Consider the following 14,608-nt stretch of genomic DNA (forward strand, 5'->3'; position numbering starts at 1 on the left):
CCGTTAAAGGCTTATTCGGCCGTTTTTTGTACATTAAGACCCACGTAAGGCGCCAGCGCTTGTTCCATAAGATCGGTGATAAATGGCTGAGCTTCAGCCGTCGGGTGCAGACCGTCAGACTGCATCCATTCTGGTTTTATGGCGACTTTTTCCATAAAAAAAGGCAGCAGGGGGAGCTGGTTTTCCTGAGCTAGCTTAGGGTAAATTGCTGTAAAGGCATCAGTATAGCGGCGGCCATAGTTTGGCGTAATACGTATTTGCATTAACAGTGGCTGTGCATTAGCTTGTTTAACTAATGTAATAATTTGTGTTAAATCCCTTTCTATATCCGCCGTTGGAAAACCACGTAACCCATCGTTGGCGCCCAGTTCAATCAGAACCCAGCGTGGTTGGTGCGTTTTTAGCAATTCAGGTAAGCGAGCAAGACCTTGCGCAGCGGTATCTCCACTGATGCTGGCGTTGATGACTTGTGGGGCGTTAGGGATATTTTTCCAGCGTTCAGATAACCGCGTTGCCCACGCCTGCTGAATAGGTAATTGATAACCGGCGCTTAAACTGTCGCCCAGAATAAGTAGCGTATCTGCAGCCGCAATGCGCATTGATGACAATCCCAGTAATAAAAGGATCGGGATATGCCTGAAAATAATGTTCTTGAAGTTCATCATTTAAATAAATTCGTTGGTGAAGGAGAGCATAGGCTCAACATCCTTACCGGAGTTGAGTTAGTTGTCAAATCTGCGGAAACAATAGCATTAATTGGTGAGTCAGGCTCGGGTAAATCGACTTTACTCGGGATACTTGCCGGTTTAGACGACGGTAGCGATGGGGATGTCAGGCTATTGGGGCAATCACTGCCCGGTATGGATGAAGAGGCCAGAGCGGCTCTGCGGGCCAGTAATGTTGGCTTTGTTTTTCAATCATTTATGCTGGTACCTACCTTGACTGCGTTAGAAAACGTTCAGCTCCCCGCATTGCTGCGTGGTGATAATGAACGGAGCAGTAAAGCGCAGGCGATGGAACTGCTTGAGCAGCTTGGTTTAGGGCAGCGTATTGATCATTTACCGGCACAACTTTCCGGAGGCGAACAGCAACGTGTGGCAATCGCTCGGGCTTTTATCGGTCGTCCGAAAATCCTGTTTGCTGACGAGCCAACCGGTAATCTCGATCGCCAGACCGGGGTGAAAATTGCTGATTTACTGTTCTCTCTGAATCGCGACTATGCCACAACGCTGGTATTAGTCACTCATGATGAAACGCTGGCCGCCCGCTGCCAGAGAAGGCTGCGCTTACGCGACGGTAAGCTGTGGGAGGAGTCATGATCTGGCGTTGGTTTTGGCGAGAGTGGCGTTCTCCTTCACTCTTGATCGTCTGGTTTTCTCTTACGTTGGCGGTGGCCTGTGTATTAGCGCTGGGTAACGTTAGCGATAGGATGGAGCAGGGGCTGAATCAGCAAAGCCGGGATTTTATTGCTGCGGATCGGGTTTTGACGGCCAGTCGTCCAGTACCGGTGGCGTGGTTACAGCAGGCAGAAAAAGAGCAGCTTTCCGTTAGCCGTCAGCTCTCTTTTATGACGATGGCTTATGCTAACGATATTCCGTTGCTGGCTTCAGTTAAAGCAGTGGATACTAATTATCCGCTGTATGGTGCACTGGAAACCTCACCTGAAAATATCAAACCGCAGTTAGGCACGGTGCTGGTTGCGCCGCGTTTGCTAGCGCTGTTGAATAGTAAAGTGGGGGATATGCTGGAAGTCGGTGATGCGACTTTACGCATTGCCGGGGAGATTATTCAGGAGCCTGATTCTGGTTTCAATCCATTCCAGACCGCGCCCAGAGTGCTGATCAATTATGCGGATATTGATAAAACCGGAGCGGTTCAACCGGGAAGCCGCTTAACCTATCGCTATTTGTTTGCCGGTGAGGAAGACAATCTTAACCAGTTTGGTGAGTTTATTACTCCACAGCTTCAAGCAGACCAGCGTTGGTTTGGCATGGAGCAGTCCGGTACCGCGGTGGGGAAATCTTTGCAAAGGGCGCAAAATTTCTTACTTTTATCGGCTATTTTAACGTTGTTACTGTCCGTCGCTGCGGTGGCTGTTTCTATGAGTCACTATTGTCGTAGCCGCCATAATCTGATTGCGGTGCTTAAAACGCTAGGAGCTGGTCGGCATTCCCTGCGTAAATTGATTATTGGTCAATGGTTATCGGTGCTAACGCTGGCCGCCGTTGTCGGCTGCACAATGGGGCTGTTATTTGAGAAAGGATTAATGGTTCTACTGGCGCCGATTCTCCCGAGAGCGTTACCACCGGCAGGAATATGGCCGTGGTTCTGGAGCCTGGGCGCATTACTGTTTATTTCACTGATTATTGGGTTACGGCCTTATAAACAGTTATTAGCGACCCGCCCATTGAAAGTGCTGCGTGAAGATACTGTATCCAATATCTGGCCGCTGAAGATTTACCTGCCAATAGTTCTCGGTATAGTGTTATTGCTGCTGGCGATATTAGTGGGCTTTAATCCTATGTGGTGGGGTGCGCTGCTAGGCATTCTCGTTCTCTCCCTGGCCTTAGGGGCGTTGGGCTGGTGTAGCCTACTGTTGCTACGCCGTATTACGCTAAAAAGTTTGGCATTAAGGCTGGCCGTTAATCGGCTGTTGCGTCAACCGTGGGTAACAACCAGTCAGCTATCGGCGTTTTCCTTCTCTTTTATGCTGTTAGCACTACTGTTTATGTTGCGAGGTGAATTGCTCGATCGCTGGCAGCAGCAACTGCCACCCGGTAGCCCAAATTATTTTGTGATGAATATGACGAAGGAGCAGCTACCGGAGCTTAAACAGTTTTTTGTTGAGCATGATATTAATCCCGGTGAGTTTTATCCGATTATTCGCGTGCGCTTAACTCAGATTAATCAGCAGGAAGCCACTAAACTGGTTAAAGAGGACGATCCCGGTAGTGAAGCGGTTAACCGTGAATTGAACTTAACCTGGCTGGCAGCAGATAAAGATTCACCTAATCTGGTCACCAAAGGAAATTGGCCACCGAAGGTAGGGGAAGTGTCCATCGATCAGGGATTGGCTGAACGGTTGGGAATAACTATTGGCGATAGGCTGACGTTTAGCGGTGATACACAGGTGTTTGACGCCACGATATCCAGTTTTCGACGGGTAGATTGGGAAAGTTTGAAGCCAAATTTCTATTTTATCTTCCCTGAAGGGGCATTGGATAACCTGCCGCAGACGTTTTTAACCAGCTTTCGTTATCAGCAGGAAGGACCCGCTTTAGTCCAGCTTAATCGTCAATTTCCAACCTTAAGTCTGTTGGATATTGGTAGTATCCTTAAGCAAATATCAACGGTGTTTCAACAGGTTGGACGGGCGTTGGAAACGATGGTGGCGTTGGTCATCGTTTGTGGTGTGCTGTTGTTGTTAGCACAGGTTCAGGTCGGGATGCGTCAGCGGCGGCAAGAGCTGGTGGTGTACCGCACTTTAGGGGCGGGAAAACGATTATTACGCAATACCTTATGGAGTGAGTTTGCTTTGTTGGGGCTGGCGGCGGGTATTACCGCGGCGATCGGTGCTGAGGTATCTCTGTGGTGGCTACAGTATAAGGTGTTTGATTTCCCATGGCAGCCGAATGTGCTGATGTGGGTGACGCTGCCTCTGATTTGTGCGGCTTTACTTTCGCTGTGTGGAGGATGGCTGGGTATTAGCTTGCTGAAAGGACAGGCTTTGTATCGGCGCTATCAGGAGTAATTGAATCAGAAGTTAGCAAGATTGTGGTGTCGGCTTATCCCTGTTTCTTGCGGGATAAGCCGGATAACTGCATCAGCCTAGCTTAGTTTATCGCTAGCCCAGTCAATGCCTGAGTAATAAACGTCTTCCATCATCGGTTTTAACTGGCTTAAGGTTTGTTTTAATACCTGCTTATCCGGATGATTTAAGTTCAGATGGCCGACCTTACGCCCCTCACGCACTTCTTTATCATACCAGTGCAGGTGAATCAGCGGCAGAGAGAGCCACTGTGGATTCAGCTCGGTACCAATAAGATTAATCATCACTGAAGGTGAAGAGACATCAGGTTGTGGCATTGGCAAGTCGAGAATGGCACGCAGGTGCAGCTCAAATTGACTGACAGAAGCCCCATTTTGTGTCCAATGTCCGCTGTTGTGCACACGTGGTGCCAGTTCATTAATCAACAGCTCGCCATCCACAATAAAGCATTCCATGGCCATCACCCCAATATATTTTAGCTTATTGAGTATGGCGCTCAGCATGGTTTCAGCTTGACGCTGTAAATGGGCATCCGTTGTTGGCAGAGCAACGCTGGTGCGCAGAATACCTTCTTCATGCAGATTATGGGTCAGAGGATAAAATACGCACCGTCCATCGTGGCTGCGAGCCCCAATTAATGAAACTTCCCCACTAAAGTTAATGCCCTGTTCAACGATACATTCACCATAGGCTTGGTTGGGTAAACTTTGTGTTTCATCAACACGGATGCGCCATTGGCCCCGACCGTCATAGCCACCCACACGTCGTTTTACAATCGCCAGTGCGCCTAAACGTTGAAAAATGGATGGCCATTCATCAGCGTGACTTAATGGCTGCCAAGGTGCTGTTGCCAGTTGCAATGAGTCGAGCAGCTGTTTTTGCGTCAGGCGATCGGCCAGAATTGGAAAAATATCCCGATTAATAAAGCTAGCGTGACGAGCGAGAGCCTGAGTTAGCGGGGTTTCCGGCCAACGTTCAATTTCAGCGGTGATAACCGCATGTTGATAGGGAACGGCTTCCGGTTCTGCATCCAGTCCGATGGGATAAACTGCAATGCCTAAGGGTTCACCGGCCTGACGTAACATACGGCCTAACTGTCCGTTACCAAGTACACAAACTGGTTTCATGCCTGTTCCCTCGGATCGGGATTATCCAGCACTTCGTCCGTTTGGTTTTGACGCCATGTCACTAAGCGGGCATAGACCTCTTTATCGTGCAGAGCCAGTATTTGAGCCGCCAGCAGGGCGGCATTTGCCGCGCCAGCTTTACCAATCGCTAACGTACCGACCGGAATGCCTCGTGGCATTTGAACAATCGAATAGAGGCTGTCTACGCCATTAAGGGCAGCACTTTGTACCGGTACGCCAAGAACGGGTACCAGCGTTTTCGCGGCCAGCATCCCAGGGAGATGAGCTGCACCACCGGCGCCAGCAATAATCACCTCGAAACCGTTATTGTGTGCCTGTTCAGCAAAACTGAACAGCTTATCCGGTGTTCTGTGAGCTGAGACAACTTCGGTATGGAATGGAATATTCAGGGCGGTCAGGATGTCTGCGGCGAATTGCATGGTTGCCCAGTCGCTTTTCGATCCCATAACAATAGCAATTTTGGCCTTGGCAGCATTGGCTGGCATAGGTGTGATGCTCCTGTGTTCGTGCAGGTTAGTTAAGATCTTAATACCAAACATGGCATTACGCTATAAAGCCATATTTTGTCAGATCATCACCATGTTGGTATTTATAAACAGAGGATGGAGAGAATACCATGGCTAAACGGTAAGGAAAACGTTTGCGTCACTATCAATGATGAAAAATGAGTGAAGAAACACCGAAAATAAACTCAACGCTGGCGGGAGAACGTGGTTAATCTTCCTGAAGGGGGAAGCTGATTAGCTCGATATTGTTATCAGCATCGATTTTAAACACGGAACCGGTATCATGCCAAGCGCCTAAAACAGCCCGTTTGGATACTTGGCCATCCATCGTTAGATCGTGGATAGCTGGGCGGTGTGTGTGTCCGTGCACCATGTAAATAACATTATGATCTTGTAGCTTTTTAATCACTGCTAGCTGGTTTACATCCATCATGACCGATGATTTGGTGCGATTGCTTAATTTACTTTGGCGACGCAGCTTATTAGCAATTTTTAGTCTTAGGAACAGCGGAAGTGAGAGAAATATTTTTTGAATCAGTGGATTACGGATATATTTACGAAAGCGCAGATAGCCAGGGTCATCAGTGCAGAGCGTATCACCGTGCAGAATCAATATCTTCTCACCATAAACATCAATAACCAATTCTTCTGGTAACAGCGTCATCTTGCTTTGTTTTGCAAAACGCTTACCGATAAGAAAATCACGATTACCATGGATAAAGTAGCAAGGAACGCCCTTGTCATGTAATTCGGACAAGGCCTGTGCAACTTGAGTATGTAGCGTATTCGGCTCGTCGTCACCTATCCAAAACTCAAACAGATCGCCTAAGATATAAAGAGCATCAGCATGAATGGCTTCACGCTGGAGAAAGGCGAGAAAACCGGCAGTAATTGCCGGCTCATTTTCGCTTAAGTGTAGATCGGCGATAAATAACGTAGTCATCTAATATCAATTATTCTTGATCGTTGATAGTAACGCTTTTTACGATAACATCTTCAACAGGAACATCCTGATGCATACCGCTTCGGCTGGTCTTAACGCTCTTGATCTTGTCAACAACATCCATGCCTTCTACTACTTCGGCAAACACGCAATAGCCCCAACCGTCAGCACTTTCAGAACGGAAGTTCAGGAAGTCATTATCAACGACGTTAATAAAGAATTGTGCAGTCGCGGAATGCGGAGCGGAAGTCCGCGCCATCGCTAATGTACCACGGGTATTTTTTAAACCATTATTGGCTTCGTTTTTGATGGTTGCATTAGTTTCTTTTTGATCCATACCTGGAACAAAGCCGCCACCTTGAATCATAAACCCATTGATAACACGGTGAAATATCGTGCCGTCATAGAAACCGCTGCGGCAATAGTCTAAAAAGTTTGCTGCTGTAACGGGAGCTTTATCGCTGAACAGTTTAATAACGATATCGCCATGGTTGGTATGAAAAGTGATCATTGAATATCCTGCAAGTAGTTATATAAAACAAAGCCTAATTGTATATGAAGGCGAGTGCGGCTGCACCTATTGCTTTATTATGTCTAAATCTAGTATATCAGAATTTTATCCTATTTTTATGGTAAAGAGTGAATTATTCATTCATTTATTGGTGATTAGTACGGACAGCTTCGGCTACAGGCTTATCAAGAAGTTAAAAATAATAGAATGGAGTCATCGGTTTTAATCGGTATTTGGTTATGTTTTATTCGATTGTTAATCGTATTGTTGTCTATTTTATGGTGTAGAGGAGTATCACAAGTTGTAATGGTTTTTCATTTTTCATCTTGTGCTGTGTGTTTGAATATTGAGTGTCGATTGAAAGGATAATAACCGACAGAACCTCGGCTTAATATAATTAAGCATTTTATTAACGGTAGTACTTATTTTAATCGTGATAATGTGGAATTGTCCGAGTGTTAATACTCAGGGCAGAATGCTGGCCAATGCTATTACGGCTTTGGGGCGGATAATCGGCAGGCTGATTATCGATACCGAGCTGGATTAGCATTTTCAATCAATGTCATTTGTTAGTGTGGCAAATAAATAGTGAGGATTTTATTTATGTTAGCTAAACCCTATGCGATCGTGATATTAAGTGCTGCATTGTTTTTTACTGGCCTGTCCCAGGCCGCGGAACGTAAAGTTATTATGCCAAAAGGTGATGAACCTTCTCGGTTATACTCTCCGGGTATTGAGGCTAATGGCTTTATTTTTACTTCTGGGCAACTGGCGATTGATCCGACTAGCGGTAAACTGGTTGAAGGGATTGAAGCCCAAACTCGATTGGCACTGGCTAATTTACGTCGCGTGCTGGAAGCCGGCGGTTCATCAATGGATAAGTTGGTGAAAGTGAATGTTTATCTTAGCAACATTGATGATTATGCTGCGATGAATAAGATCTATGCTGAATCTTTTAACGGTGCTCCTCCAGTGAGAACAGCCTTGCAGGTGGGTAAAATTCCTTTAGGCGCGCTGATTGAAATTGAAGGAATCGCGTTAAAATAAAGCTCGTTAAACCTTAGTTGTTTTTCATTATGAAACCAGTTTGCAGGGTTTCATAATGAAATATGTTATCTATCTATCAATATATACCTCATGAATCATGGGGTTCCTCTTGCAATGCCCTGATAATCAGGTTTCAATATATCCATCCATTTCATTTATCAAACGGTAACAGGCTTCCAATGCTAAAGATTTTTAATACCCTGAGCAGACAAAAAGAAGAATTTAAACCCATTCATGCTGATAAAGTAGGTATGTATGTGTGCGGGGTAACCATTTATGACCTGTGTCATATCGGGCATGGACGGACTTTTGTTGCTTTTGATGTTGTTGCCCGCTATCTGCGTTTTTTAGGTTATAACCTGACCTACGTGAGAAACGTGACCGATGTGGATGATAAGATTATCCGTAGAGCAGCAGAGAATAATGAAAGCTGTGAGCAACTGACCGAGCGTATGCTGGCTGAAATGCATGCGGATTTTGATTCACTGAATATTGCTCGTCCGGATATAGAGCCACGTGCTACCCACCATATTGCTGAAATTATTGAAATAGTCGAACTGTTGCTACAGCGTAACCATGCTTATATTGCAGATAATGGCGATGTCATGTTCTCGGTAGAAACTGATGCGGATTACGGTTTGTTATCTCGCCAAAATCTGGAGCAGTTACAGGCTGGGGCAAGGGTCGAGATTGCTGATGTGAAGCGCAATCCTATGGACTTTGTGCTATGGAAAATGTCTAAGCCAGGTGAACCAAGCTGGGAATCACCGTGGGGGGCAGGGCGCCCGGGCTGGCATATTGAATGCTCTGCGATGAACGGCAAGCAGTTGGGCGATCATTTTGATATCCACGGCGGTGGTTCTGACCTGATGTTCCCCCATCACGAAAATGAAATTGCACAGTCAACCTGCGCCCATGATGGCCCGTATGTGAACTACTGGATGCATTCCGGTATGGTGATGATTGACCGTGAGAAAATGTCGAAGTCATTAGGTAACTTTTTTACCATCCGTGATGTGCTACAGCATTATGATGCAGAAACGGTGCGCTACTTTTTGATGTCCGGTCATTACCGCAGTCAGTTGAACTACAGTGAAGAGAATTTAAAGCAGGCAAGAGCGGCGCTGGAACGTTTTTATACCGCGTTACGTGGTACTGATGAGTCGGTTAAGGCGCAAGGTAATACTGAGTTTGAAGCGCGTTTTCGTGAAGCGATGGACGATGATTTCAATACGCCAGAAGCTTACTCAATCCTGTTTGATATGGCGCGAGAAGTTAACCGCTTGAAGTCAGAAGATATGGTTGCTGCTAATCAATTGGCGGCAGAGTTACGTCGTCTGGCGGCAGTATTAGGGCTGCTTGAACAGTCGCCGGAAGCCTTTTTACAAGGGGCTGGGCAAAATGCTGCGGACGGTGACGAAGTCGCTGAAATTGAAGCACTGATTAAACAGCGTAATGATGCACGTCAGGCTAAAGATTGGGCACAGGCTGATGTTGCCCGTAATCGATTGACCGAGATGGGAATTATCCTGGAAGATAGTTCTGAGGGGACGACTTGGCGTCGTAAATAGTATTGAGTCAGAGATAAAAAAAGCGCCATTAGGCGCTTTTTTTATTTACGTTGACCCGTCCTGAATAGAGTTATAGCGGGTCGTGGTAATCCTGACAGGCTTGCAGAGTATTTTGCATTAAAGTTGCTACGGTCATCGGGCCGACACCACCGGGTACTGGCGTGATCCAACTTGCGCGTTGAGCAGCAACGTCATATTCCACATCACCTACAACTTTACCGTTTTCTAACCGGTTAATACCCACATCAATCACAATTGCGCCGGGTTTTATCCATTCCCCACGAACAAAACCAGGCCGACCTACGGCGGCAACAATTAAATCAGCAGCCCTGACTTTCTGTTCCATGTTTTGCGTAAAGCGGTGAGTGATGGTGGTTGTACAGCCTGCGAGCAGCAGTTCTAATCCCATTGGACGACCAACGATATTCGATGCACCAATGACTAATGCATCCAGACCATAGGTATTGATTTCACAGCGCTGTAGCATGGTGATAATACCACGCGGCGTACAAGGACGCAGTTTAGGCGTGCGCTGGCACAAACGGCCAATATTATAGGGATGGAAGCCATCGACGTCTTTCTCTGGCGAGATGCGCTCCAGAATTTTGATATTATCAAAGCCTTGAGGCAGCGGCAGCTGAACCAGAATGCCATCAATCAGCGGATCGTTATTCAGTGAATCGATCAGTTCGAGCAGTTCATTCTCAGTACAGGACATGTCCAGATTAAACGAACGTGATAGGAATCCGACTTCCTCACAAGCGCGGCGTTTACTACTGACATAAATTTGCGATGCTGGATTCTCGCCCACCAGAACAACGGCTAAGCCAGGGGCGCGTTTGCCCGCCTGAATACGTTGCTGAACACTTGCGGCAATTTCAGTTCTGAGTTGCTGAGCAATCGCCTTACCATCAATAATCTTTGCTGACATCTGAGAATAGATCCATTTTTTAACGACGGGGCTCATATTCTGTCAGAAGCAAAGCGTTCTGTCAGGGGTAAGTTATGATTAAATATCAATTAGGCAGCTTTTTGAGTAAAAAAACGAATGCAGGCTTAATAAGCGGTGGAAGCAGAGCTTAAATTGCGTTGTGAATAGGGCAACAAAAAGCGATATTCAATAATGAAAGTAATAACAAGTGCTTAAGTTATGTCCAGTGAAGCACTGAAATACATGTGTCAGCCTAATTAACACGTAAAAGCCATTGACTGAGGACAGAAGAGCCGTATAATTCGACCCCATCAAGAAATCCCGCGCTAAGCCGGTATCTTGGTATCACTTCAACGCTCCCATAGCTCAGCTGGATAGAGCAACGGCCTTCTAAGCCGTAGGTCGCAGGTTCGAATCCTGCTGGGGGCGCCATAAATATCAATCACTTGCATTATTTAACCCCCGATAATTTTCCAGCTTGGGACATATTTGGGACGGACTCGTCGAAAATGCTATCAATTTGCTTAGCGTGTTCAGTTAAATGATTGGGTGCTAAGTGAGCATAACGACGTACCATTTCTATACTTTCCCATCCGCCCATTTCTTGCAACACTGACAGTGGGACACCAGACTGAATCAGCCAACTTGCCCATGTGTGTCTTAAGTCATGGAACCTGAAGTTTTCTATGCCCGCACGTTTTAAAGCACTATTCCAAGCCGAGTTTGAATCAACCCTCATCTTTCTGACCGAGGGTGTTTTTGTGCCATCTGAACGATTCGCCGGTTCAGTATGAACAAAGACACATGTATCATGCTTGCCGAGTTGGTCGCGCAATACTTTGCAAGCAGTATCATTCAGAGCTACGCCAATAGCTTTGCCTGATTTGCTGTCCTCTGGGTTAATCCACGCAACCTTGCGAATCATATCGACTTGCTGCCATTCAAGATTAAGAATGTTTGATCTCCTTAATCCTGTTGCCAGAGCAAATTTAACAATGGATTTTAGGGGCTCAGGGCATTCGTCAATTAGTCGTTTTGCCTCATGAGCCTCAAGCCACCTGAACCGTTTATTTCTAACTTGGGGCACCTTAATTACAGGCGCCTTTTCTAGCCACTTCCAGTCTCTTTCAGCAGCTCTCAGTAACGACTTTATCAAAGCCAAATGTTTAGCTTTAGTTGATGTAGATACTGGCTTTTGTTGATACGTCGGTATTTCCTTTCCCTTTTTCGCTAATGATATTGCTCTAGATTTAAAGTTACCAGCAGCCTTTCGATTGACCATTTTGCTGATAGCTAGGTAGATTTTAGCTTCCGTAATTTCTCTAAGTTTTACCCCCTCAAAATGCAAAAGCCAGAATCCCATCCGGCTTTTATCATCATCAAGTGATTTCTTTTCAGCCTTCTCCTCCAACCAGCGCAAACAAGCTTCGTCAAAAGTAACATCAGGAAAGTCGCCTAATTTGTCGATCCTCCACAATTCGGATTTTCGTTTGTCGTGCAACTCCTGAGCTTCCCGCTTGTCCTCTGTGCCAAGAGATTCTTTAATTCTTTTTCCACCCGGTAACGAGTAGCTCGCGTAGTAGGTTTTACCTCTGCGGAAGATTGACATGGTTTATTCTCCATCCGTTCATCCGCGCTCACTTGCACAGCGTAAACTGGATTTTGTAGCGCGGCAATACATGCCTGTCTAGTTGTTTGATAAGGTGATTTAGGTTTGTTCGGATCTTTTCGTGATGCTTGGAGCCTTCCCGTTTTTACCCACTCATTAAATGTCGGGCCAGAGATACCGAGAAAACAACATGCCTCAGCTTTGCTTAAGCTGTATTTATCCATCATTCATCTCTCTTTAAATTGTCCGTTAATAACCCCGATCGCCCACGTAAGCTCAGTTAGCTTGATGCCTTTAATTTCCAATGGTGCGTAATGCTTTAAGATGATCGGGCGGGTTATTGTGTCTGGGGGGGTATTACGTGGTTTTTTTTGGATTGCTTCGGCTAGTTCTTTGGCGCATCGTCGTGCGACTGATTTAACAGAGTGTCTCGTATGCCATTGTTTACCTCTGTAAACACGATATTTGGAACAGCACCGGCTTGAATATCTCTAACCAAGTCATTAGCTAATTGATGCGCCAATGCTGGTGTAATGCCGCGATAGAGATTGTCATAAGCTAAGTATTCTTTGATGTATTCGATTGTTTCTTTCATGCTGCTTTATCCTTACTGATCAGTTCAGATCCGATACTCATTAATTTTTCACGCTCAATAAACGATATCCGGCACCGGCCTATTTCGCCGTAGCGCCAGATTACGAGCATTGAGCCTTTATTGTTTCCTGTCTGCCTACGCCCACTCTCTGCGTGAACAAATGCCAGGCGGCCGTCAGTGATGATTCGAACCTCTGAGCAAGTCTCTCGAATCCAACGAAACCAACCAACGCTAGTATCAGACGGGATTAGCATAACAACTGTGTGACCGCTGACCGCTGCTTCTAGTGACTTTCTAACCCACGGAAGAATTGAGCTGTATGGGGGATTTAGCCAGATTGATCCGGCTGTATTCCACGGTACTGTTAATGCATCTGTTTGCTCATCAATGAAGTCAGGGCAGAGGTGATTGTATTGGCTTGCTGCTGCGTCTAGTGTGAAGTTGAATTCTTGATTAAGTGCGGCGAATATTTCGGGTGGAGTTTGCCATAAGTCTCTAAATTCCGGCGCTGTATTACTGCCGGCAAAGTCAGTCATCGTGAGCTCTCCCATTCACTGCGATTAACTACCGATGTTTTGTAGTCACTAGCAGCCTGAAATACAAGGTTACTGATGTGAATATACTCGCAACCCGTTACCCATATATCAGCAACATCGGACCATCTAGGTAATTCAACTGATAAATAAACGGCGCCATCACTACCCTGAACGGCGTGAGGATATCGATCAGGCCAGCGCTCAAGTTTTGCTATCAAAATTTCTAACAGCGTCATAAATCCTCCGGGCATTAAATTTCAACTACACATTTTTCGCCGTTTGCCCAACCTTCCTCGTAATCCGTTTCCCCTTTAGAAATTAATGAGGCATGTTTCTGTACGCTACTCCAGTTCATGTTATTTGCTGCCCAATCCTTAATTTCGAATGGATCAGAGTTAAATAGAATCATAGTGTCCTCTGCAAGACTTCTACCAATATCACCGCTGAACTCATGAGCGTAGTATTCCGCACGATGTCTAGCAATAATGCTAACTGGCACTGCCCAAACACTATTATCAGGCATTGTAACTTCTAATTGTTTAGTCATATTCACTCCATTAAAAAACCCTCACTTGGAGGGCTCTTAAAGTTGACTTAATAATTAATCTTCAAATGGGCTGGGTTTGAACTTGAATATCGCCACCCCAACATCAGCTAAATTTGCCGGCTCATGAACTGCGAGCAAATAAGACTTTCCATCATCATGCGGGTGTTTGATGACTTTAAAGGTAACGTTTTTTACAGCTTGATACTTTAATTCTTTCCCATGCTTTAAATGTTGCTGATCATCTTTAGCAATGTATTCGATAGTCTCTGGGGAATATTCAAATTTTCTTAAATCCCCACTATATCCAGCGCCATATAACAAATAATCTACTATCATAAGAATCCCCCAAGTAAAGTTACTTAAATTAGTAACACTTAAAGTTTAGAATTACTATTCTTTTGGCTCATACGGCAGCTTACCGAGAGTTTTCGACCGCTCTCGATAAAATGCTACACGTTCTGTGAGATAATCACGTAGGTGAGTAGGGATTAAGTTCTCAATCTCACGCATACTAAACGGCATTCCATATCGCTCTTTATAAGCAACGCCGGACGCGTGTAAATCAACGTCGATTTTTTCGCGGTCTTCTTTCGGCAGGTCGGCTAAGTTGTGGCTCATGATAATGTCTCCTTTGTGTGGACATTATACAGAGCGAGGAGGGGGATGCTAATGTGTTAGGTCTTAGGGTTAGCAATACATGAATAAACTAACCACAAAAGCAAAGCAGGTATTGTAAGTGCAATAGATACTGGCCATACGCTCGACATGGTAAATGCGCCAGCGAAACCTATGGGGTCGCCTTTGCCAGCGCATCTATCAACGAAAGCGCACATTAAGAAGGTCACAGTAAACCCCGCCAAATAGATAAAGCACGCCCATTCTTTGATGTTTTCCA

General features: G+C 45.6%; 17 protein-coding genes and 1 tRNA gene. 5 read left to right on the forward strand and 13 right to left on the reverse strand.

Annotated elements, in window-relative coordinates; genetic code table 11:
- Positions 1-11 precede the first annotated feature (11 nt).
- Positions 12-662, reverse strand: a complete 651-nt coding sequence (gene tesA / locus EL341_RS05570; protein WP_074820840.1) for a multifunctional acyl-CoA thioesterase I/protease I/lysophospholipase L1 — start codon at positions 660-662, stop codon at positions 12-14.
- Between tesA and ybbA the strand changes: the two genes are divergently transcribed.
- Both ybbA and ybbP read left to right on the forward strand, forming a co-directional pair.
- Complete coding sequence (ybbA, locus tag EL341_RS05575) at positions 633-1,319, forward strand: putative ABC transporter ATP-binding protein YbbA (RefSeq protein WP_047780485.1); 687 nt, start codon at positions 633-635, stop codon at positions 1,317-1,319. The genes tesA and ybbA overlap by 30 nt on opposite strands.
- The gene (gene ybbP / locus EL341_RS05580) at positions 1,316-3,751 is read left to right on the forward strand and encodes a putative ABC transporter permease subunit YbbP (protein WP_074820843.1); all 2,436 of its coding nucleotides are present in this window, start codon (positions 1,316-1,318) and stop codon (positions 3,749-3,751) included. The genes ybbA and ybbP overlap by 4 nt, the downstream gene beginning before the upstream one ends.
- A 77-nt stretch (positions 3,752-3,828) precedes the next feature.
- Here ybbP and purK read toward each other — a convergent pair whose 3' ends face one another.
- From purK to ppiB, 4 genes are all read right to left on the reverse strand, one after another.
- Positions 3,829-4,896: a 5-(carboxyamino)imidazole ribonucleotide synthase gene (gene purK, locus EL341_RS05585; protein ID WP_074820846.1), complete on the reverse strand. Its 1,068-nt coding sequence runs from the start codon at positions 4,894-4,896 to the stop codon at positions 3,829-3,831.
- Positions 4,893-5,402: a 5-(carboxyamino)imidazole ribonucleotide mutase gene (purE, locus tag EL341_RS05590; protein WP_074820852.1), complete on the reverse strand. Its 510-nt coding sequence runs from the start codon at positions 5,400-5,402 to the stop codon at positions 4,893-4,895. Before purE ends, purK begins: the two co-directional genes overlap by 4 nt.
- Before the next feature lie 229 nt (positions 5,403-5,631).
- Entirely contained in the window at positions 5,632-6,366 is a 735-nt protein-coding gene (lpxH, locus tag EL341_RS05595) for a UDP-2,3-diacylglucosamine diphosphatase (RefSeq protein ID WP_047780489.1), read from the reverse strand.
- A 10-nt stretch (positions 6,367-6,376) separates the two neighbouring features.
- Positions 6,377-6,877: a peptidylprolyl isomerase B gene (ppiB, locus tag EL341_RS05600; protein WP_047780490.1), complete on the reverse strand. Its 501-nt coding sequence runs from the start codon at positions 6,875-6,877 to the stop codon at positions 6,377-6,379.
- 603 nt (positions 6,878-7,480) lie between these two features.
- On the opposite strand from ppiB, the gene EL341_RS05605 reads away from it, so the two are divergent.
- Positions 7,481-7,924, forward strand: a complete 444-nt coding sequence (locus EL341_RS05605) for a RidA family protein (RefSeq protein WP_197723516.1) — start codon at positions 7,481-7,483, stop codon at positions 7,922-7,924.
- 179 nt (positions 7,925-8,103) lie between these two features.
- Positions 8,104-9,495, forward strand: coding sequence for a cysteine--tRNA ligase (gene cysS / locus EL341_RS05610; protein ID WP_074820858.1), 1,392 nt, complete (start codon positions 8,104-8,106; stop codon positions 9,493-9,495).
- A 70-nt stretch (positions 9,496-9,565) separates the two neighbouring features.
- Here the strand turns inward: cysS and folD are convergent, their stop codons facing one another.
- Positions 9,566-10,426, reverse strand: a complete 861-nt coding sequence (gene folD / locus EL341_RS05615; protein WP_047780492.1) for a bifunctional methylenetetrahydrofolate dehydrogenase/methenyltetrahydrofolate cyclohydrolase FolD — start codon at positions 10,424-10,426, stop codon at positions 9,566-9,568.
- A gap of 355 nt (positions 10,427-10,781) precedes the next feature.
- On the opposite strand from folD, the gene EL341_RS05620 reads away from it, so the two are divergent.
- A tRNA-Arg gene (locus tag EL341_RS05620) sits at positions 10,782-10,858 on the forward strand.
- Positions 10,859-10,877: 19 nt separating this feature from the next.
- On the opposite strand, the gene EL341_RS05625 is transcribed toward EL341_RS05620, so the two are convergent.
- The 7 genes from EL341_RS05625 to EL341_RS05655 all read right to left on the reverse strand — a co-directional run bounded on the left by EL341_RS05625 (position 10,878) and on the right by EL341_RS05655 (position 14,331).
- Positions 10,878-12,035: a site-specific integrase gene (locus tag EL341_RS05625; protein ID WP_126467227.1), complete on the reverse strand. Its 1,158-nt coding sequence runs from the start codon at positions 12,033-12,035 to the stop codon at positions 10,878-10,880.
- A gap of 385 nt (positions 12,036-12,420) precedes the next feature.
- Positions 12,421-12,630, reverse strand: a complete 210-nt coding sequence (locus tag EL341_RS05630; RefSeq protein WP_126467229.1) for a hypothetical protein — start codon at positions 12,628-12,630, stop codon at positions 12,421-12,423.
- The gene (locus tag EL341_RS05635; protein ID WP_126467231.1) at positions 12,627-13,166 is read right to left on the reverse strand and encodes a phage N-6-adenine-methyltransferase; all 540 of its coding nucleotides are present in this window, start codon (positions 13,164-13,166) and stop codon (positions 12,627-12,629) included. Before EL341_RS05635 ends, EL341_RS05630 begins: the two co-directional genes overlap by 4 nt.
- On the reverse strand, positions 13,163-13,402 hold the full coding sequence (locus EL341_RS05640; protein ID WP_126467233.1) for a hypothetical protein: 240 nt from the start codon (positions 13,400-13,402) through the stop codon (positions 13,163-13,165). Before EL341_RS05640 ends, EL341_RS05635 begins: the two co-directional genes overlap by 4 nt.
- Positions 13,403-13,416: 14 nt before the next feature.
- Positions 13,417-13,713 (reverse strand): hypothetical protein, encoded by a 297-nt coding sequence (locus tag EL341_RS05645; RefSeq protein ID WP_164720440.1) that lies wholly within the window; start codon positions 13,711-13,713, stop codon positions 13,417-13,419.
- Positions 13,714-13,767: 54 nt separating this feature from the next.
- Entirely contained in the window at positions 13,768-14,049 is a 282-nt protein-coding gene (locus tag EL341_RS05650) for a hypothetical protein (protein WP_126467235.1), read from the reverse strand.
- A 54-nt stretch (positions 14,050-14,103) separates the two neighbouring features.
- Positions 14,104-14,331, reverse strand: a complete 228-nt coding sequence (locus EL341_RS05655; protein ID WP_126467237.1) for a DNA polymerase III subunit theta — start codon at positions 14,329-14,331, stop codon at positions 14,104-14,106.
- Positions 14,332-14,608 lie beyond the last annotated feature (277 nt).

The sequence above is a fragment of the Pragia fontium genome (assembly GCF_900638655.1).
Classification (GTDB): Bacteria; Pseudomonadota; Gammaproteobacteria; order Enterobacterales; family Enterobacteriaceae; genus Pragia; species Pragia fontium.